The 21331-nt window shown below is 55.0% G+C and carries 17 protein-coding genes; 9 read left to right on the top strand and 8 right to left on the bottom strand.

The genetic code is table 11. The features are described from left to right. From mnmG to DK507_RS08900, 8 genes are all read left to right on the top strand, one after another. Positions 1 to 1866 carry a tRNA uridine-5-carboxymethylaminomethyl(34) synthesis enzyme MnmG gene (mnmG, locus tag DK507_RS08935; RefSeq protein ID WP_109356011.1) on the top strand — a complete coding sequence of 622 codons (1866 nt, stop codon included), beginning with the start codon at positions 1 to 3 and terminating at the stop codon, positions 1864 to 1866. Between the two features lie 7 nt (positions 1867 to 1873). Continuing rightward, complete coding sequence (gene rsmG, locus DK507_RS08930; protein WP_109356243.1) at positions 1874 to 2491, top strand: 16S rRNA (guanine(527)-N(7))-methyltransferase RsmG; 618 nt, start codon at positions 1874 to 1876, stop codon at positions 2489 to 2491. Between the two features lie 42 nt (positions 2492 to 2533). Beyond that, positions 2534 to 3316, top strand: a complete 783-nt coding sequence (locus tag DK507_RS08925) for a ParA family protein (RefSeq protein ID WP_109356010.1) — start codon at positions 2534 to 2536, stop codon at positions 3314 to 3316. Then, positions 3316 to 4275 carry a ParB/RepB/Spo0J family partition protein gene (locus DK507_RS08920; protein ID WP_109356009.1) on the top strand — a complete coding sequence of 320 codons (960 nt, stop codon included), beginning with the start codon at positions 3316 to 3318 and terminating at the stop codon, positions 4273 to 4275. Before DK507_RS08925 ends, DK507_RS08920 begins: the two co-directional genes overlap by 1 nt. 268 nt (positions 4276 to 4543) lie before the next feature. Further along, positions 4544 to 5044: a DUF4402 domain-containing protein gene (locus DK507_RS08915; protein WP_109356008.1), complete on the top strand. Its 501-nt coding sequence runs from the start codon at positions 4544 to 4546 to the stop codon at positions 5042 to 5044. A 238-nt stretch (positions 5045 to 5282) separates the two neighbouring features. After that, on the top strand, positions 5283 to 6125 hold the full coding sequence (locus DK507_RS08910) for a molecular chaperone (protein WP_174209031.1): 843 nt from the start codon (positions 5283 to 5285) through the stop codon (positions 6123 to 6125). 59 nt (positions 6126 to 6184) lie between these two features. Beyond that, positions 6185 to 8941, top strand: a complete 2757-nt coding sequence (locus tag DK507_RS08905; protein ID WP_109356007.1) for a carboxypeptidase regulatory-like domain-containing protein — start codon at positions 6185 to 6187, stop codon at positions 8939 to 8941. A gap of 94 nt (positions 8942 to 9035) precedes the next feature. Next, the gene (locus tag DK507_RS08900; RefSeq protein ID WP_109356006.1) at positions 9036 to 9926 is read left to right on the top strand and encodes an alpha/beta fold hydrolase; all 891 of its coding nucleotides are present in this window, start codon (positions 9036 to 9038) and stop codon (positions 9924 to 9926) included. Between the two features lie 19 nt (positions 9927 to 9945). Here the strand turns inward: DK507_RS08900 and DK507_RS08895 are convergent, their stop codons facing one another. Next, positions 9946 to 10917: a diacylglycerol kinase family protein gene (locus tag DK507_RS08895; protein WP_109356005.1), complete on the bottom strand. Its 972-nt coding sequence runs from the start codon at positions 10915 to 10917 to the stop codon at positions 9946 to 9948. A gap of 29 nt (positions 10918 to 10946) precedes the next feature. On the opposite strand from DK507_RS08895, the gene DK507_RS08890 reads away from it, so the two are divergent. Next, on the top strand, positions 10947 to 12038 hold the full coding sequence (locus DK507_RS08890; protein WP_109356241.1) for an NAD(P)/FAD-dependent oxidoreductase: 1092 nt from the start codon (positions 10947 to 10949) through the stop codon (positions 12036 to 12038). Here the strand turns inward: DK507_RS08890 and DK507_RS08885 are convergent. The 7 genes from DK507_RS08885 to DK507_RS08855 all read right to left on the bottom strand — a co-directional run bounded on the left by DK507_RS08885 (position 12035) and on the right by DK507_RS08855 (position 21331). Then, complete coding sequence (locus DK507_RS08885) at positions 12035 to 13675, bottom strand: acyl-CoA synthetase (protein WP_109356004.1); 1641 nt, start codon at positions 13673 to 13675, stop codon at positions 12035 to 12037. The two genes, DK507_RS08890 and DK507_RS08885, sit on opposite strands and share 4 nt — an antisense overlap. 73 nt (positions 13676 to 13748) lie before the next feature. Then, the gene (locus DK507_RS08880; RefSeq protein ID WP_254054314.1) at positions 13749 to 14567 is read right to left on the bottom strand and encodes a TIGR03084 family metal-binding protein; all 819 of its coding nucleotides are present in this window, start codon (positions 14565 to 14567) and stop codon (positions 13749 to 13751) included. Further along, entirely contained in the window at positions 14567 to 15721 is a 1155-nt protein-coding gene (locus tag DK507_RS08875; protein ID WP_162558980.1) for a CaiB/BaiF CoA-transferase family protein, read from the bottom strand. Before DK507_RS08875 ends, DK507_RS08880 begins: the two co-directional genes overlap by 1 nt. A 13-nt stretch (positions 15722 to 15734) precedes the next feature. After that, positions 15735 to 16877: a nitronate monooxygenase family protein gene (locus tag DK507_RS08870; protein WP_109356002.1), complete on the bottom strand. Its 1143-nt coding sequence runs from the start codon at positions 16875 to 16877 to the stop codon at positions 15735 to 15737. Next, positions 16877 to 18889, bottom strand: coding sequence for an acetyl-CoA carboxylase biotin carboxylase subunit (locus DK507_RS08865; protein ID WP_109356001.1), 2013 nt, complete (start codon positions 18887 to 18889; stop codon positions 16877 to 16879). The genes DK507_RS08870 and DK507_RS08865 overlap by 1 nt, the downstream gene beginning before the upstream one ends. Before the next feature lie 10 nt (positions 18890 to 18899). Next, complete coding sequence (locus DK507_RS08860; protein ID WP_109356000.1) at positions 18900 to 19712, bottom strand: enoyl-CoA hydratase-related protein; 813 nt, start codon at positions 19710 to 19712, stop codon at positions 18900 to 18902. Then, positions 19709 to 21331, bottom strand: a complete 1623-nt coding sequence (locus tag DK507_RS08855; RefSeq protein ID WP_109355999.1) for an acyl-CoA carboxylase subunit beta — start codon at positions 21329 to 21331, stop codon at positions 19709 to 19711. Before DK507_RS08855 ends, DK507_RS08860 begins: the two co-directional genes overlap by 4 nt.

Below are 21331 nucleotides of genomic sequence, written 5' to 3'. Positions count from 1 at the left end.
ATGAATCGCGATTTTGATCTTATTGTCGTTGGGGGCGGACATGCCGGCTGTGAAGCCGCGGCTGTGGCTGCGCGCATGGGTGTGCGCACGGCTTTGGTCAGCTTTACCAAAGACAGTATCGGTGCGATGTCCTGCAACCCGGCAATTGGCGGGTTGGGTAAAGGTCATCTTGTGCGCGAAGTGGACGCGTTTGACGGTTTGATCGGGAGCGCCGCAGACGCTGCCGCAATCCACTATCGCATGCTTAATCTGTCCAAGGGTGCGGCGGTTCAGGGGCCACGAGTTCAGGCGGATCGCAAGCTCTACAAAGCGGCAATCCATCGGATGCTGGATGCGCAGGACAATCTGTCTATCGTTGAAGGCGAAGTTGCTTCATTGATCTTTGATGGCCAAACGGTCAGCGGGATTACTCTTGCAGATGAAAGCCAAATTACGGCAGCGGCTGTCATATTAGCGACAGGAACGTTCCTGAACGGCAAGCTGTTCCGGGGCGAAGAAACAGTGGCTGGCGGCCGGACCGGTGAAGCCAGTGCCATCTCCCTCGGTCAGCAGATTCGCGACGCAGGCCTTCCGATTGCGCGTTTAAAAACCGGAACACCGCCACGCATCGACGGCCGCACCATTGATTGGGCTGCGTTGCCGGAGCAGCCATCGGATGATGATGACTGGACAATGTCACCCATGTCATCACGTCGGGATGTACCGCAGATATTCTGTGTGGTCAGCCGAACCAGTGTCGCTACCCATGATATCATTCGTGATAATCTCGATCGATCACCTCTGTTCAGCGGAGCGATTGATGCACAGGGCCCGCGTTATTGTCCGTCGATTGAAGACAAGATCCATCGCTTTGCAGACCGGGATTCCCATCAGGTATTTCTGGAACCGGAAGGGCTCGACACCAACCTCGTCTATCCCAATGGCATTAGCACATCTCTACCCGCTGACGTTCAGGAAGCGTTTGTTCGGACAATGGACGGTCTGTCGAAGGCCGAAATAATCGTGCCGGGCTATGCGGTGGAATATGACCATATAGATCCGCGCGCTTTGGATCGGTCGCTGAAGGTTCGGGACCTAGATGGCCTTTATTGTGCGGGCCAGATCAACGGCACGACGGGATATGAAGAGGCAGCGGCGCAAGGACTGATCGCCGGTATCGGCGCCGCCTGCGCCATACAGCGGAAGGATGCTCCGCAACTGGATCGCGGCACCAGTTATATGGCCGTGATGATTGATGACCTGGTGCTCCAGGGCGTGACCGAACCCTATCGGATGCTCACGGCCCGAGCGGAATATCGTCTGCGGTTGCGGGCAGATAATGCGACAACGCGGCTTAGCCCGATCGCGGCATCTATCGGCTGTCTGGGCGATGAGAGAAGGCGCTGGTTCGACGACCGGCAATCACGGCGCGCTAGGGTTCTGGAAGAACTGGAGACAGTATATAGCTGCGAGGCTATTGCTGAGCAGGGGATAGAGGTCAGGCGTGATGGTACCAAACAATCGCTTTTTGACTGGTTGCGTTTCCCCAATATCTCGATAGCGGCGCTTAAGGACTTGGGTCTGTCTGTTGATGATCGAGATACCGGCTTGCTGGCTGAGGTTGAAGAAGACGCGCGCTATGCGCCCTATCTGCAGCGGCAGGAATCGGAACTGAAAGACTTGCGTGCCAATGAGCAGATCCGTTTGGGCGATGATCTGGACTATGCGGCAATAGCCGGCTTGTCGAATGAAATGGTTGAGCGACTGAACGGCGCGAGGCCTGAAACACTCGCGGCTGCTTCGCGCGTTCGAGGTATTACCCCCGCGGCGCTGGCCGCCATCCTGGTTCATGCGCGTCGTCGCGAAGCCAAAAATCTCGCGGCATGACGACAATATGACGGAACAAGAGGCGCAGGACTGGTTGCGCAAAACATTCGATGTTCCACGTGAAACATGGGATCGGTTGGAGCATTTCCTGGCAATATTGGCAGAAGAAATGCAGCGCCAAAACCTTATCTCCAAATCGAGCGCGGACCACGTCTGGGAGCGCCACGTTGTCGATAGTGCACAACTTCTACTCCACGCCCCCAAGGGCGAAGGTGACAAAATTTGGATGGACCTTGGGACCGGCGCTGGTTTCCCCGGGATCATCATTGCCATATTGAGTGACTATAAGGTGCAGATGGTTGAATCACGCACCCGGCGGATAGCCTTCCTGGAATCTGTCGTGGCAAAACTGGGGCTGGCCGAAAAAGCCTTGGTTTTTGGCGATCGATTGGAGAATGTTGAAAGCCATTCCGTCGATGTCATTAGCGCCAGAGCTTTTGCCCCGTTGCAAAAATTGCTTTCACTTTCGCACCGGTTTTCCACAGAAAATACGGTTTGGCTCTTACCAAAAGGCAAAAATGCGGTAAGGGAGTTAAAAGGTCTATCCCCAAAACGGCAAAAAATGTTCCACGTGGAACAAAGTTTGACCGATCCGGAAGCGGGAATATTGGTGGGATTGGGTTGAAAACGTTATTTTATATCGGCTTAGCGAAGGGTTCTGCGTAAAATGGTCCGGATAGCGATAGCAAATCAAAAAGGCGGTGTTGGTAAAACGACAACAGCCATTAATATGGCTACAGCTCTTGCCGCGAGCGGGTGGAAAGTTCTGTTGATTGACCTCGATCCGCAGGGCAACGCGTCCACAGGACTGGGTTTGAATCAAGCGGAACGCACGCATAGCAGCTATGATCTGCTGATTTCCGACACGCCATTGGCAGATTGCGTCATCAACACGCCTGTGCCGGGCCTTGATATTGTGCCGGCCGTTGTTGATCTTTCTGGTGCAGAAGTGGAGTTGGTCGAGTTTGAAGAACGCACCCACCGGCTGAAAAAAGCGCTTGATGCCGGCGATGATGGTCAGTGGGACATCTGCCTGATCGATTGTCCACCGTCTCTTGGATTGCTGACGCTCAATGCCATGGTTGCGGTCGAATCTCTGCTCGTGCCGCTGCAATGCGAGTTTTTTGCATTGGAAGGGCTTAGCCAGCTATTGCAGACTGTCGAACGCATCAGGGCGCGATTCAATCGCGGTCTGTCGGTCATGGGCGTAGTTCTGACCATGTATGATCGCCGTAACAAACTGACCGAACAAGTGTCTGACGATGTGCGGGCCTGTCTTGGCAATGTCGTCTTCGATACAGTAATCCCTAGAAATGTAAGGCTCTCAGAGGCACCAAGTCACGGTTTGCCCGCATTGATTTATGATCATCGATGCCCCGGATCGGAAGCCTATATCAATTTGGCGCGGGAATTGATTTCCCGTCTGCCGGAACGGAAGGTGGCCGCGTGATGGCGAAAGAAGAGGAAGCTCCATTGCCCAAAAAAGCTGCAATCAAGAAAGCTACCGGCTTGGGTAGGGGGCTAAATTCGCTTTTTGGCGAGATTCAACGGGAAGAACCGCTGATTCAAGCCTCTGAAACCGAGATAGATGACGATGGCCCGGAGATCCGGACCGACGGACTGCGTTCCATCGCTGTTTCCGATATCCGCCCCAATCCGGATCAGCCACGCCAGATGTTCGATAATGAAGCACTGGATGAACTGGCTGACAGCATGAAGCTGCGCGGTGTGATTCAACCAATTGTTGTTCGCCCCCATGGCAAGAATTTTCAGATTGTCGCAGGTGAGCGCCGCTGGCGTGCGGCACAGCGGGCAAGGTTGCACCGTGTTCCAGCAATTGTCCGCAGTCTCAATGATGCGGAAACTCTTGAGATAGCGATTGTTGAAAATGTTCAGCGACGAGATCTCAACGCTGTTGAAGAAGCAGAAGCTTATGTGAAGTTGAAAGATGATTTCGGCCACAGCCAAGCGAAGTTGGCGGAGTTGGTTGGGAAATCCCGCAGTCATATCGCCAATCTCATGCGACTTCTGGAGCTACCTGAATCGGTTCGGACGCTGGTGGGTGAGGAAAAACTGACTATGGGGCATGCCCGGGCGTTGATTAATGCGCCTGATTCGGTGGAGTTGGCTCAACAAGTTGTAAAACAAGGACTTTCCGTCCGGGATACTGAAAAACTGGTACGCAAGGCTCTGGGAGGGTCACGGCGTAAGAGCAAGACTCAGTCGGCGGGAATTAGCGAAAGCGATGCCGATATCCGTGCGGTTGAGAGCCATTTGGGTGATTTATTGGGCCTGAAAGTGACCATTCAGTCCAAAGGCCACGCGGGTGCAGGCTCGATGACCATTGAATATAGCAATCTCGATCAACTGGATCTGATTTGTCAGCGCCTAACAGGTGAACATATTTAATTTTTCGTCGGATTTTGTTTGAATTCAAGCCCCGAATCACTTCTTTTGAAATCTATAATCCTGTAAAATCACCTGATTAAACCTATATTTATCAGTGTATTAGCTGGTTTAGATTTTTTTAACCATGACTGGCAGCAAAGCCTTATCCTTTCCCGTGGATAAGCAATTTCGAATGTTGGCGTATAGCGACATTTGGCCAGTGGGTTTGGCCGGATGCACCGTAGGCGCCCTTTCGATTGTAAGTAGTGAAATATAGGGACCAGAAAATATGTCTAAATTTATTAAAGCCGCTTTGGCTTCTTCCGTTCTTGCCGCTTCGGTTATGGGTGCTAATGCTGCTCACGCCGCTACCGCAAACGCAGATGCGCGCGCAAATATCCTGGAAGAACTGACCGTTACCAAAGATGCAGGCACCGATCTTGACTTCGGTACGATTGTTACAACCGGAACGGCTGAAACCGTAACTGTTGGTACAGACGGTGTTCGCGCCGTTTGTGTAAACGTTGTTTGTTCAGGTGCTTCTGATGCAGCTGATTTCTCGGTTACCGGTTCGGCTTCTGAAGCTGTTACCCTGACCGTACCTGCTTCAGTTACTCTTTCTGGTCCTGGTGGCGCGATCATGAACGCTAACTTGTCTTCAACCGCTTTGACCGCGTTGGATGGTTCAGGCAATGGTGCCTTTTCTGTAGGTGGTGCGCTCGACGTTGCCGCTACTCAGGCCGATGGCGCTTATCTCGGTACCTTCACGGTAACCGTTGACTATCCTTGATTTTTTCATTGCCCTGTTAGCAGGGTAATGATTGTCAACAACAAGAAACCCGTCCGCGACATATGTTGCGGGCGGGTTCTTGCTGTTTGATCCTGGGTCATCCCATTCACGTTGGTTTGTAAGCAAATAATGGGCGTGGTTAGCGCTTTGGTAACCCTCTTTCGGCATAGTCATCGCGTGGGGATATGCGCGGGAGACCGCCTGTCCGGATGACCAGTATTTAAAACCGGAGAACAAGATGACGATCAGGGGTCTAAAACGACTGCGTAATATATGTGTGGGTTTGGGAGCAGCTGCATCAGCCGTTGCACTTTCGCTGTCCCCGGCTCAGGCCGCTGGAGACCTTCTGGTTGCTCCTACCCGTATCGTTCTCGACGGTCAGCGTGGAACCGAGATTATTCTGAACAATATCGGTTCAGAAACAGCAACTTACCGCATTTCATTGGAACTGCGGCGGATGACCGCAGAGGGCCGGCTGACAGAAGTTAGTCCTGAAGACGCGAATGAGCTGGAGCAGGCGGCGAAGGAAATGATCCGCTATGCCCCGCGCCGCGTAACTCTGCCGCCCAATCAACCTCAAGCGATCCGTCTTGGCGTCAGAGCGCCGAAAGATCTGGCCGATGGCGAGTATCGTGTCCATCTGCTGTTCCGGGCGATTCCAAAGGCCAGGTCTGTCACCGCTTCGCCGGAGCAGGCAGATGGCTTTTCCATCGCACTTACTCCAATATATGGTGTAACCATTCCGGTTATCATTCGTCAGGGCAACTTAAGTGCTACAGCGGCCATCGCAAATGCCCGTATTGAGCAAGGAGATGAGGGGAAAGCCTTTGCTTTCGACCTCAGTCGTACCGGTGATCGTTCTACCTATGGCGAGATTCGTGTGATGAAGCAGGGTGTGAATGAACCTCTGTTGCTGGTCCGCGGGATCGCGGTATATCCAGAGTTAGCGAGCCGAAAGGTTTCTCTGCCGGTGCCGCCGGAGGTTGCTGCACAGCTCAAAGGGCCGCTGTCGATCGAATATTATGAACCGCGAAATATTGGCGGCGGGTTAATTACCAAGACCGAGCTGGTTCTTAGATAAGTACGCTATATCAGTGGCTTGAAATGACTTCAGTTCGTTAAGCCGCCAAGATATTCGCAATGAAGCAGCAACTCACCATATTCCGCCAGCGGTTAAAATCGCTGGCCTTGGCCGCGGGGATCACCATGACCTCTGCGGCTTCGCCGTTTATGGTGCCAGCTGCCCAGGCGCAGGATGTACAAGCCCAAAGCAGCTGGGCGGCCAGTGATGATGATGCGTTACTGTTTGATCTGCGATCCGGAAAATACCGTCTTGGCGATGGTATAAGAGGTTATCAGACAGATAAAGGTGTCTGTGTTGACTTTGCCGATGTTATCATCGGGATGGATTTACCAATAAGGTTAGATAAAAAGTCGCGCCGCGCAACTGGATGGGTGTTTGCGGAGCGCGAAACGCTCACCATCGAACGTGACGCCAGCAGTGCACAACGGATGAATGACCGCAGAAAACTGGCGCCTGGCGAGATTTACGACACGCCGGAAGGCTGGTGCGTCAATGTCAAAACGCTTTCACGCTGGCTTGATATCGAGTTCCGGCCGGATCTGTCCAACGCGCTGCTGGTTATCGAGACAGAGCGGAAACTGCCGTTTCAAAAGGCTCTGGAGCGCAAGGAACGTGCAGCAAAAATCCGCCCACGTAGAAATTTCGACCTTTCCAGCCTGCCGCAATCAACCGAACCGTATAAATTCTGGAGAACTCCGTCGGTAGATGCCGTCGTGTCGGCTGGCGGCCTGCGCGACAAGCGATCGGGGCAGGAACTGGATGTGCGTTACGAGCTGTTTGCCGCCGGGGAAGTCGGCAAAGCCTCTTTCGATGCGCGATTGTCGTCCGATGACAAAGGCGTGCCGGAAAGCCTGCGGCTTCGTGCCTATCGCACAGATCCAAAAGGCGAGCTGCTGGGTCCTTTGAAGGCGACACATGTCGCTATTGGCGATGTTTCGAACTTTTCAACGCCGCTGGTTTCGCAGAGCACCGCAGGACGCGGCGCGATTATCACGAACCGGCCAGTTGATCGCCCGGATAGTTTTGATCGTACCAGTTTTCGTGGAGAATTGCCGGCTGGCTGGGATGCGGAACTATATCGCAACGGGCAATTGCTTGCCTTTGCCGAGAACCGGTCCGATGGCCGTTATGAATTTATCGATGTACCGCTGTTATACGGCCAAAACCGGTTCGAAGTGGTGCTCTATGGCCCGCAAGGCCAGATTCGCAGGGATAGCAAGTCCGTTCCTGTCGGCTTGGATTCCATTCCGCCACGTAAAACCTATTATTGGGCCGGCGGACAGGAGGCTGGCAAAGACCTGATCAACTTCAATAACTTTGAAAATCTGCGGCAGGCTGGCTGGCGTGGCGGTTTTGGTGTGGAGCGCGGGTTGAATGCAAAAACGTCAGTCGCAGCTTCGCTATTCAGTCTTCAGATTGACGGGAAGCGGTATAATTATGCCGAAGGATCGGTGCGCCGTGCGGTGGGACCAGCGCTTGTCGAGCTGACAGCTTCATCCGACCTTGAAAATGGTATGGCTTTCCGCGGCCAATTGCTTGGCGAACTCGGGAATACCCTGATCACCGCTGAAACTATCTGGGCCAGGGGCAGCTTTCGGTCAGACCGTATTGAACAAAACGTGAACGGGAGGCATCGACTCTCGCTGGACCACAATTTCAAATTCGGCAGCAAGCTCGTTCCCTTTCATATTGATGCCCAATATGAAACGCGAACGGATGGACGATCTATATTGGATTTTACCGGCAGGACTTCTTTGAATTTGCGCCGTTTTTCGCTGACGGGCGAGGTAAATTGGGAAAAGCAGTTTGTCGACGGTGGCGGCTCCACAGACCGTATTGAAGCGCGGCTCCTCGCCAATGGGCGGGTTGCGGGTGTGCGGTTGCGCGGTGAGGCAACTTATCGTCTGGCACCGGAAAAACGTTTCGAAAGAGTTAATTTTACCGGCGAATGGCGTGCGGGTGATCGTGCCGACTGGCGCGCAGAGCTTGGCTATGATGTTGCGCTCGACCGGGGCAGGGCCGGCATCGGTATTATCCGCCGGTTTGACAAATTCTCGCTCACCGCCAGTGCAGAAGCGGCAACGGATGGGTCTATCGCCGCCGGCTTGAATCTAGCCTTCAGCTTTGGTCCGGATCCGCGCAATGGCAAATTCCGCCTGTCGAACAACAAGCTCGCCAATAGTGGTCAAGCCCTGGCCATTGTTTATCGGGACGAAAATCGCGATGGCAAAAGGCAGCCGGACGAAGAACTGGTTGAAAATGTCGAACTGACGGCCGGGCAATCCACCGCATTGACACCAACGGATGCCACCGGACAATCGATTATCGACAATCTGGCACCTTTCCGGCCGATATTGATCGGTATTGACAGCAGCAGCTTGCCCGATCCCTATGTGCAGCCGGCACTTCCCGGCGTTGTTGTCACGCCGCGCCCCGGTGTCGCCGCGACTGTGGAACTTCCGCTGGTTAGCGCAGGCGAGGTAGAGGGTACTTTGATGCGCAAAGGCGGCGGCGCGCTGGCAGGCGTAGGGCTGGAACTGCTGGATGTTGAAGGCCGGGTCACGCATGAGACACAGAGTGAATTTGACGGCTTTTTCCTGTTCGAAGGAGTGCCTTACGGGGCCTATACGCTACGCATTCAGGAGCTGTCGGCGCAGGCTATAGGCGTTACGCCCGTGCTTAACATTCGCGCAGTCGTGGATGATGACAATCAGGTCGCCAAACTGGGCGCAGTCATTGCGCAGTCGGATGCTGTCATGGCCAAACTGGCCGATGTGCCCACCGGCGCACCTGCAGGAGCACCGGAGCCCTGATTTCCTTCATGTCCTGACTTGTGCGATTTTCCGGTTCTGCTAGGGTTTTGGGCTGTTTTATCGTCCGGAGCCGGACCCTTATCAGGACAAGAATATGCAAGTCACCGCCAATGGTATCAACATCGAAGTCGAAGATCATGGAAATGCAAAGGATCCGGCGATCCTCCTTATCATGGGTTACGGCACGCAGCTGATCTATTGGCCGATGGACTTCGTCAACGGGCTGGTCGAAAAAGGGTTTCGCGTCGTCCGTTTTGACAATCGTGATGTGGGACTTTCCTATAAATATGATGGCGTTAGGGCTCCCGGACCGATCAGGCAGCTATTTGCGAAACGTTTTTTTCCAAACCGCAATCTGGCGCCTTATGACCTTGGCGATATGGCGCGAGACACGGTTGGCGTTCTGGATGCGCTGGATATCGACAAGGCGCATATTGTCGGTGCATCCATGGGCGGTATGATCGGACAGCTGGTTGCCGCCGATCATGCAGAGCGGGTTTTGTCTTTTACGCCTGTCATGTCTTCCACCAATGCCCCGGGCCTGCCCGGCGCAGATCCAGCGGTGCGCAAGGCACTGATCCAGTCGGCGCGCGCAAAGGCCAGTACGATTGATGAAGCCTTGGCAACCGGTATGGTCTTTTCCAGCATCGTTGCATCCGAAGAAGGACGGGCGCGTGAAGAAGAGCGGGAAGCGTTGATGAAAACGGCGCTTGAGCGGAATTTCTATCCCGCCGGTCGTCGCCGACAAATGGCGGCGATTATCGAGACCGGTAACCTGCGGCCCAAGGCGCAGAGCATATCTGTGCCGACCATGGTGATCCATGGAACAGCTGATCCGCTTATCCCGCATCCTTGCGGTGCCGATATTGCAGCGAATGTAAATAATGCGCGGTTTGAGCTTGTCGACGGAATGGGTCATGACTTGCCGCCGAGCAAGTTGCCGTTAATGGTCGAGATGATCGCCGAGCATTGCCGCGCCGCCTGAACCGGCTTGATCCACTGGTTCAATCGTCCAGCGGCAGGCAATATTCCACGGCATAATCGGTCATTTTTACTTGCATCGGGACATGCCTCATGCTGTCTCCATCTTCTTGATAAAAAAGAATATTCGCTGGTTCCTCGCTGGCGCCGATCGTCATGGAGATCACGGGATATTGACGGGCGAAAGACAGGTTTCGTGGATGACGGCCACGTGCGATTGACAGCATGAACCGGATAAAATTCCAGCGGCCCGCGCGGGACAGGGCGATCAGGTGGAAAACATCGCCGCCCAGGCCAGCCTCTGGCGTCAGCGTCCATGGCCCGGCAAAATATCGTCCCTTGGCAATATAAAAAGCTTCACAGCCCAGACTATTTTCCGATCCGTCTCGCGCGATAATCTCCAGTGAATATTGCTGTCGCGGCCAGCGCAGGAAGAGTTTGGCAAATGACCAGGCATAGGCTGCGCGCCCGATTTTCTTTTTGAGCGTGGGAGAATGTTGGGCCACCGCAACGCCATCGGGACCAGCGCTCAAACAGGCGGCAAAGGGGCCATGGTCACTGGTAACAATGGGTTCTTTCAATCGCGCATCTTTGCCGGCAAGAAAACCGCGCATGACTTCGCTCGCAAACTGCTCCGGCTCTGACGCGTAGCCGATCTCACGGGCTACCAGATTCACGGTTCCTGCAGGGAAAATACAAAGCGGTGTTTGCGATCCGCTTTTTTGCATCGCGGCGATCACCAGGCGCAATGTTCCATCACCGCCCGATACACAGATCAGATCACTGTCGCTGGCCAGTTTCATACTACCATCAATTTCTGTTGTCCCCATGACGACTTTTGCTCCGCACGCTTCAAAAGCCTGTGCAAGAACACCAAGGCGCAATTCGTGATGGGTACCGGATGCCGGATTGTGGATCAGTTGAACAATCATTGGATCGACATGGCGACAGTTTTCCCGCCGCGTCAATGACCAAGGTGGAATAGAGTTGTCCATCGCGGCGAAACCGTTTTATGATTCATCCGATGACCAAAAAAATTACAATTATTGGCGGCGGTTATGCCGGAACCATGTTGGCCAGGGAGCTGGACCAGTATGCCGAAATCAGTCTGATCGAACCGCGGGAGAAATGGGTCCATAATGTCGCGATGATCCGGGCGATGGCACGGCCGGAACTGCTTGATGAGATTATGATACCCTATGACGGCTTGCTGAAAAGCGGCAAAATCATCCGCGGCCGTGCAGCTTCGATTGATGGCCATGTCGCGATATTGGAAGATGGCACTGAGATTGCCGGAGACATGATCATCATCGCCACGGGATCGACCTATGCGGCCCCGTTTAAAATGCAGGGTGATGATGAAGCGGCGTTTCTGACCAAAGCCAAGCAAGTGATCGCCCAAATCGACAAGGCGAAAAATATCGCAGTTGTCGGCGCGGGCGCGGTGGGTAGCGAACTGGCGGGGGAACTGGCTTTTGCGCGGCCGGAGAAACAGGTCACGCTGATCTCGGCTGATGAGAATCTGTTTCCGGACTATCCAGCCAAGCTCGGACGCTCGATGCTGCGACAATTGGGGGAGCTGGGCGTGAAGGTCCGGCTGGGCGAACGGATTGCAAAACTGAAACAAACTGATGCGCCGTTCGTACCGACCAAGAGCAAGATCAAACTGTCCGACGGATTTCCGATTGATGCCGATCTGGTGATTCCGGTTATCGGGTCGAAACCGGTGACGGAACTTTTGCAGGCTCTGGACGGCGTGGGCTTCGATGATCATGGCCGCGCCAAGGTGGACGGCTGGCTGCGGCCCGCGGCCAATCCCGATCTGTATATCATCGGCGACATTGCCAGCACCGGTGACACGATGACGATTGTTGGCCTGACACGTCAGGTGGGGTGGCTGAAAAGAGCCCTGAAAGCCCATTTGCGCGGCCAGCGGATCGAGGATATGAAGCCTTACAAACCGTGGTCCAAGCCTTTGATATTATTGCCATTAGGACCAGACAAAGGAGCCAGTGCACTGCCTTTTGGTGTGACGGGACCGTTTTTAACCTCAGCCATCAAGGGCAAGAAACTGTTCATCCCGCGCTATCATCGGGAATTTGACTGGAAGCCTTAAGCGGCGACCATATCCAGCATTTTTAGCGCGAGATTCTTGGCATCCTTGTAACCGGGCTTGCCATTGGCGGCGCGCGGTACATCATCGACCACCAGAAACGCGCGCGGCGACTTATAGTCGGCGAGTATGCGATGGACATGATCGTTAAGAGCGGTTTCGTCCAGCCCATGTCCATCAGCCAGCGATAAGACCGCAGTGACCTTCTCGCCAAAGCGATCATCAGGCACGCCGACCACCAGACAGTCATAGATACTGTCATGGGTTTTGAGCGCTTCTTCGACCTCTTCAGGGAAAATCTTCTCACCGCCACTATTGATGCAGACCGAACCACGGCCGAGCAAGGTAACGCTGCCGTCAGCCTCGACCATCGCGAAATCACCAGGAATCGAATAGCGCACGCCGTCAAACGTCTTGAATGTCTCGGCGCTCTTTTTCTCATCCTTGTAATAGCCGATCGGAACCATCCCGCCATTGCAGATCATACCGATTTCGCCAGAGCCTGGTTTGACCTCTTTTCCATCTTCGGTCAGAATCTTGGTGGTATCGGCCATGTCAAAGCTCGCGGTTTTGACGATCTGGCTGTTTTCACGGGTCATGACCGATGCACCCATACTGCCTTCGGTTGATCCCATGCTATCGACAATCACCATTTCAATATGGTCGAGCAGGCCTTGCTTGACCTCCGAAGACCACATCACGCCGGATGATCCCATCATTTGAACGGACGATAAATCATAAGGCTTGCCGGCTTCCCTTGCTTCGTTGAGAGCTGCCAGCATTGGCTTTGCAAATACGTCGCCGACAATGGTCAGGTCGGTCACTTTTTCATCGTCGGTCAATTTCCAAAGCGCATGCGGATCAAAATGCCGGTTGTTGAACAGGATGACACAGCCGCCGAGCGCGTGCGGAATCATCGCGCCGATCCACATGCCGGTTCCGTGCATGATCGGGCAAGCGGGGATCGCGCGGCTGGTGGCGCCTGCGGCATGAAGTGCCTGAACCAATGGGCCAAAACCTTCGGCGCCTTCGGGCAGGGCCATTTCCCGCATTTCAAAGCCCTTGGTGAACAAGGCGCTGGAAAAAGTCTGGTGATCATACATCACGCCCTTGGGCATGCCAGTCGTTCCGCCCGTATAGAGCATGTAGAGATCTTCACCGGAGCGCGGGATAATCGGCATCGGATCAGCAGCATTTAAAGCCGTTTCATAGTCCACCGCGCCTTCGAGATGTTCGCCGGATCCATCATCAATTTCCAGGAAAAGCTTCACATGCTCCAGCCGATCCTTGATCGCCGCGACACGCGGGGCGAACTGGGCATGATATACTAGGGCTTCGCTGTCGCTATTGTTGATGACATGAGTCAGTTCGGCTTCGAGATAGCGGTAATTGACGTTGACCGGACAGATCCGGGCTTTGAAGGCGGCAAATTGCGCTTCCATATATTCGGCGCAATTATAGGCGTAAATAGAGAGCTTCGCGCCGGGCTTCAGGCCATGATCCGTATAAACTTGCGCCAGCCGTGCGGCACGCTCTTCATATTCGGCCCAGCTATAACGCTTGTCACCGTCTACAATTGCGGGTTTGTCGGGTATCGCCTGGGCAATATTTTCCCAGATATCGGCCATTTGCCAGCTCATGCGAATCTCTCCTTTTTCTTTTGAACATAACCAGAAAAAGGTGATTCACAATAGATAGACGCGATAGATTTATTTACCTGGTTTTGATAGAACGCATGCCCGGTGCTGGGGGTTTTTCCGCACCCCCGGCAAAACATTGGGCTATGGCCATCCATCTTGTGGCATTTGGTCCGGTAACCTGCAGGTCCGTATCGGCAATGTTGCGGGTCTGTGTGACGACCTGGCAGAACTCCTCGGCCAGCCCCTCAATCCGCTCTTCCGTGCTCTCGTCCCCATAGTCCCAGACCGCGCCGGACGGGGCAGTAAGCTTGAGATAGGGCACAGGCTGTGGAGCTTCTTCGCCATTGACCTTGAACGTCCAGCCATAGGTGTTAAGACCAATCATCACGATGTTGCGGATACGATCTGCATTCTCCCGCTTGAGGCCCAGCACATCATAAATGGCCTGTGCATGGGACCAGTTTTCCATCAACCGCGCCGTGATGGAGGAACGCACACTCATGGAAGGGCCTGCCCATTCGACCCGCATTGCCGGATCGGCTGCACCAAATTCCGGCACCATTTTCTGATAGAAATCCCGCCATGTCTTCACAAGACCCGCGCCGGACAGATTGTCTAGATAGTCCGCCTCAAAGAACCGCATGGACGTCTGGCCCTTTTTTGCGCTCTCTTTCATCCCGGTCATCGCCTCTTTGAAAAAGCCATGGAATTTTTGTGGGTCGGTCAGCGACCAATAGGCCGCCATGTTCCAGATATGCAGATGGCGGAGGATCGCATTGATCGTCCAGCTTTTGAAACCGGTTTCCTGTTCCATCTCCTCATCGGACAGATCTTTGACGAGCGCATAAATGGCTTCGCTTTCGTCGAGAAAATCTTGTGCCTGCTCCATCATTACTTAGTTCCTATTTCCTGCATTATTTCTTCGCTATGCTCGCCGAGCGCCGGACTTGGCCCGGTGGCGGGCAGTTTCTGGCCATTGATATGCACCGGTGAGGCGGCATTATGGATGGTGCCCAGTAGCGGGTGATCCTGTTCCTCAAACGCCTCGATTGCCATGATCTGCGCATGTGATTTCACATCGTCTAGGCGCAGGCATGGCGCGGCTGGCACATCGCCTTTGGTCAAGCCGGCTATCATCGTATCGGTATCATGGCGCGGCGGTTCGGCCGAAACAATCTGCGCAAGCTCGGCCATATGCATGCTGCGATTTTCGAGGCCTTGATATTTTTCCTCCGACTTCAAATCTTCGCGGCCCACCATTTCGAACACGACTTGCCAATGCTCGTCGCTCATTGCGGCATAGGCAATGGCCCCGTCGGTCGTGCGTAGCGGCATCTGGTAATAGTCTGCAAAGGGCGCGGCATGCATCACATCATCGTCCATCAACGTCAGGTGCATGCCCCCGTCGGGCCAGAGGAAGGCAATGCAACTGGCGAGCATCGACAGATCAATATGCTGCCCTTCACCAGTGCGCTCGCGGACAAATAGAGCAGCGGTAATCGCCTGCGCTGCGGTATAGGCGGTCAGCTTGTCGCACAGCAAGGTTTTCACATAGGCAAAGCCATCGGGATGGCCTTGCGTCCCCATGAATCCCGCCATGGCCTGCATCACATGATCATAAGCCGGGCGATCCGCCATCGGCCCGTCGCGGCCAAAGCCGGTAATGGCGCAATAGATAAGTTCCGGTTTTTCGGTGCGCAGGTTTTTGCTGTCGAGGCCTAGGCGCTGCATTACCCCGGGGCGATAATTGTGGATGATAATATCGGCATCGAGGCACAGTTTACGTGCTGTCGCAACGCCATCTTCAGTTTTCAGGTCCAGCGTAATAGAGCGCTTGGCGCGATTGCAATTGTTGAACAGGCCGGAGATGCTTTCTTTGCGGCTGCCGAGCCAGCGCATCGGATCACCAATGCCGGGCGGCTCTACCTTGATAACGTCCGCCCCTTGTTGCGCAAACATCATCGTGGCGAGGGACGCGGTAATCATCGTCGAAAATTCCACGACTTTGATTCCGGCTAGCGGCTGCTGTGCTGTCACCTCTGCCATATTGTCTCCCCGTTCATTCTTCCAGATTGGCGGCAAGCCTTTCATAGGCGGCGATAAAATCCTCCTTGAATCCCTGGACGACCTGCGCAGTTGACATCGGTTGGTTCATCAGGCCGACGCCTTGCCCAACCCAATAGGTGGCAAGATCTTTCGCACCCTGATTGTCGCCCTGACTCAATTTGTCGATGGATCGGAGCGGCGGTTCGGCAACTAATGATTGCAAAGGCATGGGCAGTGGTCGCGGTGCTTCTTCCGCCTCCCAGGCATCGGTCCAGGGGGATCGCAATTGCCGCGATGGTTTGCCGGTGCGGGACCGGGCGCGAACCGTATCGCGCGACGTGGCGCTGAGCATTTTTTCTTTCACCACCGGATTGGTCTCTGCCTCTGCCGTGGTCAGCCAGACCGATCCGCACCATACGCCGCTTGCACCCATGGCCATAGCGGCGGCCATTTGGGACCCGGTAGCGATACCGCCTGCAGCAAGTACCGGTGTATCATCACCAATATCACGCAAGGCGTTACATACTTCCGGTATCAAAACCATGGTCGCGACATCGCCGGTATGACCGCCCGCTTCTCCGCCCACTGCGATCAGGATATCGACGCCAGCGGCGACCTGGCTCATCGCATGTTCCTTGGTGCCGATAAGCGCAGCCACTGGCACACCATGTTCCCGCCCCATATCGGTCATGACCTGCGGCGGTATGCCAAGCGCATTGGCAATCAGCTTGATTGGATGCCGAAAGGCAACCTCCAGCAAGGCCCCCGCATTGCCGCCGCGCAGATTGTCTGCACCGACCGCATGTTCCCGGCGAAGCTCTTCCAAGTCACCGGGATCGACGCCATGACGCGCCATGATGTCCTTGGAAAATTGCTTATGTTCATCGGGAATCATCGCCAGCGTCGTATCGACATCGATCTGTTCGCCTTTGCCTTCAACCTTGTTGGGGACAATGATATCGAGGCCATAAGGCTTGCCATCGACATGATCGTCAATCCAGCTCAGTTCCTCTTCAAGTGTTTCGGGCGTACAGTTGACACCGCCAAAAACCCCCATGCCGCCTGCTCTCGAAACCGCAGCGACAACGTCACGGCAATGGCTGAAGGCGACCAGCGGGAACTCAATTCCCAGCATGTCGCAAATCGGGTTTTTCATCACGTGTCGTCCTCTTCACCCGCCTCATCAGCGGTAATTTCCATGATCAGGTCATCGGCCGCAATCTGGTTTCCAGCGGTAGCGGCAACGGTTTCGACGGTGCCGTCAATCTCTGCCAAAATCTCATGCTGCATTTTCATCGCTTCCAAAACCGCCAGCTTGTCGCCTTTTGCCACAGCCGCGCCTTGCTCGACGAGTATCTCAAGTAATAGGCCGTGCATCGGTGCAACCACCGTGCCGCCGCCAGCCATATCCTCCATGGCGCTGAGGCCCGTCATATCGGTGACCGACAGCGATCGTTGCGGTAGCGCGAGATGCAGATTGCGGCCGCCTGCATGATAAATGACGTCGACCGTCCGGCCATTGACGCGCAGCTTTGCGGTGTCACCGGTTATGGTCAGCAGGGTAATCTGTGCCTCTTGTCCAGCACCTTCGACATGATAGTCCCCGGGCTGTTTCACATGCACATGGATGGCGCCATCACTACCGGTCGCTTCGCCAAGACTCGCATATTGAGTCACGGTTTGCAGATTGGCATTGGTCGACCAATCCAGCATTTCCGGATTGACGTTGAGCGCCAATCCATGCGCCGCCTGTTGGCGCAATTTATGCTGCAGCACAGCAGCAATGGCAAAGGCCGCAAAATCATGGGCGCCAAGATCAACACCCTCCTCGCCATAATTTTCGGCGATAAAAGCGGTAGTTGCCTGACCGTCGATAAAATCGGGCTTGCCGAGTGCGTCTATCAGGAAGTCGCGATTGGTTTTCGGACCGAACAGGGCAGTCTGCGACAAGGCCTTGACCATTTGTCGCCGGGCATCTTCACGGGTTGCGCCGTGGGTGATGATCTTGGCGACCATGCTGTCGTAAAAGGGAGAAACTTCGCCACCGGTGGCGATGCCGCTATCGATGCGGGCCATATCCGATGGATGCCACAAGTCGATATGGCCGGTGCTGGGCAGAAAATCATCGGCTGGATCTTCGGCATAGAGCCGCACTTCCATAGCGTGGCCGGTCAGTGTGACATCTTCTTGGCTGAGCCCTAATTTGTCGCCTTGCGCGACTTTGAGCTGCAGCGCGACGAGATCGAGGCCGGTTATTTCTTCGGTTACCGGATGCTCTACCTGCAGCCGAGTGTTCATTTCGAGAAAGTAAAAACTGTCGGATTGATCGAGCAGAAATTCCACTGTACCCGCGCCGCGATAATCGACTGCGCGGGCCGCTTCCACGGCCGCCGCACCCATTTCGGCGCGCAGTTCTTCAGTCATGACCGGGCAGGGCGCTTCTTCAATGACTTTTTGGTGCCGCCGCTGGACCGAACAATCGCGCTCACCCAGATGGATGGTGTTGCCATGGCTGTCGGCAAAAACCTGAATCTCGACATGGCGTGGTTTGATAATCGCTTTTTCAAGGATCAGCTCGCCGTTTCCGAAAGCGTTTTCCGCTTCCGATCGCGCGAGTTTGATCGCATTGGGAACCTCATCCTGGTCATGGACCAGCCGCATACCCCGGCCACCACCGCCCGCGGCGGCCTTGACCATCAACGGTACGCCAATTTTTTCCGCTTCTGCGATCAGAGTTGCATCGGATTGATCATCATCCTGATAGCCGGGCACGCAAGGGACGCCGGCTTCGATCATCGCGCGTTTGGAACGCGCCTTGTCACCCATCACATCTATGGCTTTTACGGGCGGTCCAACAAAGATGATATTGGCGTCGGCACAGGCTTGTGAGAAAGCCGCATTTTCGGACAGGAAACCATAGCCGGGATGAACGGCATCGGCGCCGCTGTCTTTCGCGGCCTGAATGATTGTATCGATCAGCAGATAGGATTCATTGACCGGCGCGGGCCCGATATGCACCGCATCATCAGCCATGCGGACATGGGGGGCATCGGCGTCGGCGTCGGAATAGACGGCGACTGTTCTGATTCCTTGTGCCTTGGCCGTGCGCATCACGCGGCAGGCAATTTCACCGCGATTGGCAATAAGGAGGGTGGATATTTGTGTCATCTCTGGTTCCTTATTCCGGCTTCACAACCCAGTTGGGTTTGCGCTTTTCAAAGAAGGAGGCGACGCCCTCTTTGGCTTCGTCGCTGACCATTCGGTCTGCGAAATTCTCGGCGGCGAGGCGGATCACCTCTTCGCGCGGTTTGCCCGCGATCTGGCCAAGCAGTTCCTTGGTTGCGGCCACGGCGCCGGGCGCTGCGCCCAGCACCTGTTTCCTGAGCTGCATCTCTATGGCTTCAAGCCCGGGAACATCATCCGCAATGAAATCGGCAAAGCCAAGTTCATGCGCCTGTGTGCCGTCGAAGCGCGCAGCGGTCAGCATCAACCGGCGGCCGGTTGCATAACCAAGCTTTTGAATGACAAAAGGCGATATCTGTGCCGGGGTCACCCCGATCGCGGTTTCGGTCATTGCAAAACGCGCACCAGATTCGCAGATGACCACGTCGGCACAGCAGGACAGGCCAAATCCGCCTGCCATCGCCGCTCCTTCGATCAGTACGATGACCACTTGCGGTGCGGTATTGACCAGGTCGAATATTTCCGCTGCCCCCGTTGACATGGTGATGGTGGCTTCGCGGTCCCCACTCGCCTGAAAATTCTCTTTGAAATTTTTCAAATCCGCACCGGCACAAAACACCCCGCCGCGTCCGCGCAAGGTGATGCCCCTGACCGTCCGGTCATCACGAACGCCTTTTAAAACAGAGGCTAATTCTGCCACCAAGGCGTCACTTAAGGCATTGCGATTATCCGGCTGGTTGAACCAGATGGTGAGCCAGCCTTGCTGAAGATCGAGTTCGAGCGTCTCGGTTTGCGGAAGGTTTGTCATATGCGCGCTACTCCGAAAGCATTGGGATGGAGGGTGCGGTTTTGCGATTCAAAAATTGTTTCGAGGGCAAAGCCAAGCACTTTGCGCGTGTCTCGTGGATCGATCACGCCATGATCCAGCACGCGGCCGGAGGTGAAGAAAGCGCTTTCCTGCGCTTCGAAAATATCTCTGATGCGCTGGTTCTGTTTGGCAATGGCTTCTTCGTCGGGCTCGATACCTTTGCGCTGTGCCTGTACCTTCGCGACATGGCTCATTGTGTTGGCGGCTGAGGCACCCGCCATCACACCGGTTTTAGCATTGGGCCATGAGAACAGAAAATCCGGTTCAAACGCAACACCGCTCATCCCGTAATTGCCCGCACCAAAGCTGGCACCAATATAGAGGGATAGCTTCGGCACGCGCACATTGGACACCGCCTGGATCATCTTGCTTCCGAGTTTGATCATGCCCTTATGCTCGGACTCGGTGCCAACAATATAGCCGGTGGTATTGTTCAGGAAGATGATCGGCAGTTCGGACTGATCACAAAGCTGGAAAAAGTGCGTTGCCTTGGCCGCGGCCTCGGGATCGAACGGGCCGTTATTCCCGATCAGTCCGACCGCATGGCCCATGATGCTCGCCTGCATACAGACTGTGCCGGGCCCATAGCGGCTTTTAAATTCTTCAAAGTCTGATCCATCGACAATTCGCGCCGCGACTTCTCGAACATCATAGGGGATGGTGTAATCGGTGGGCACGATGCCGGCGATTTCGTCAATATCATAGACGGGTTCGTCGTAATCATTCTGCCGGATCGGCGCGGTATTCTTGTTCCAGTCAATCCGCCCCATGGTGTCGCGGGCAATCTCGATGCCGTGCGCATCATCATCCGCCAGATATTCGACAGTGCCGGTCGTGCTGGCATGCATCTCCGTGCCGCCCAGTTCGCGGTCATCGGCCACTTCGCCGGTTGCCGCGTGGACCAAGGCCGCACCGCCCAAGGCCGCCATGCCATTGTCGCGCACGCCGATGACATAGTCGGACATGCCGGGCATATAGGCGCCGCCTGCGGTTGAGGGGCCGTGCAGGACCACCATTGTGGGAATACCCGCTGCGCTCAGCCAGGCGAGATTGCGGAACAGCATTCCACCATAGGCCCAAAGCTCGACTTTATATTCCATCAAGTTGGCGCCCGCGCTCTCGACGAGATGGATGAAGGGCAGTTTCAAATCCTGCGCCATTTTTTGCGCGCCCTTTGACGCATCCCATCCGCCAGTCGTCGCGGCCCCGGCGCGAATGCCGCTGTCATCAACCCAGATCATGCATCGCACGCCTTTGACAAAGCCGATGCCGAGAATGACACTGCCGCCGGGAATGCTGGTGTCGGGATTGGGATCCTCGACCAGATAATTGGCCATATTATAAAGCTGCAAAAACGGCATGCCGGGATCGAGCAGCCGGATCAGCCGTTCATGCGGGGTTAGCTGGCCGCGTTTTTCAAAAGTCGGGCGGCGTTTTTCGGAAGCTTGAACCGCGCGCTCTTCCAGGCTGCGCAATTTTTCAATCAGCGCCAGCATATCCTTGCGGTTCTGGACAAAGCTTTCGGAGCTGACGGAAATTTTGGATTTAAACTGGGGCAT

Source organism: Sphingorhabdus sp. EL138, assembly GCF_900258045.1.
Taxonomy (GTDB): domain Bacteria; phylum Pseudomonadota; class Alphaproteobacteria; order Sphingomonadales; family Sphingomonadaceae; genus Parasphingorhabdus.
The sequence above is the reverse complement of the archived record's forward strand: the minus strand, read 5'-3'. Positions and strand labels throughout refer to the sequence as shown.